At 60.3% G+C, this 252-nt stretch carries 1 pseudogene; it reads left to right on the top strand.

The features are described from left to right. Positions 1-70: 70 nt before the first annotated feature. Positions 71-252: pseudogene (locus GWC77_RS28835) on the top strand (hypothetical protein); the annotation flags it as partial.

Genomic DNA, 252 nt, shown 5'->3' with positions numbered 1-252 from the left:
CGTCGTGGTCGTGATAGGCGACCCGCCGACCGACCGTGGACAACTCGCACAACCACTCAACCTGGAGGACATCAGCCCGGTCGAAATTCAACTGCTTAACCGTCCTCGGAAACGGGTCACCCCCAGAGAGCATCGCGACGAGTATCCGTCGCAGTGGGCGGCGATCGAATCCATTGCACCTAAGATCGGCTGCACGAGCCAGACGCTGCTTGGATGGGTCAAACGAGAAGAAGTCGATAGCGGCGAGCGCGA

Origin of the sequence: Paraburkholderia sp. NMBU_R16 (assembly GCF_013282575.1) — a bacterium.
Taxonomy (GTDB): Bacteria; Pseudomonadota; Gammaproteobacteria; order Burkholderiales; family Burkholderiaceae; genus Trinickia.
The sequence above is the reverse complement of the archived record's forward strand: the minus strand, read 5'-3'. Positions and strand labels throughout refer to the sequence as shown.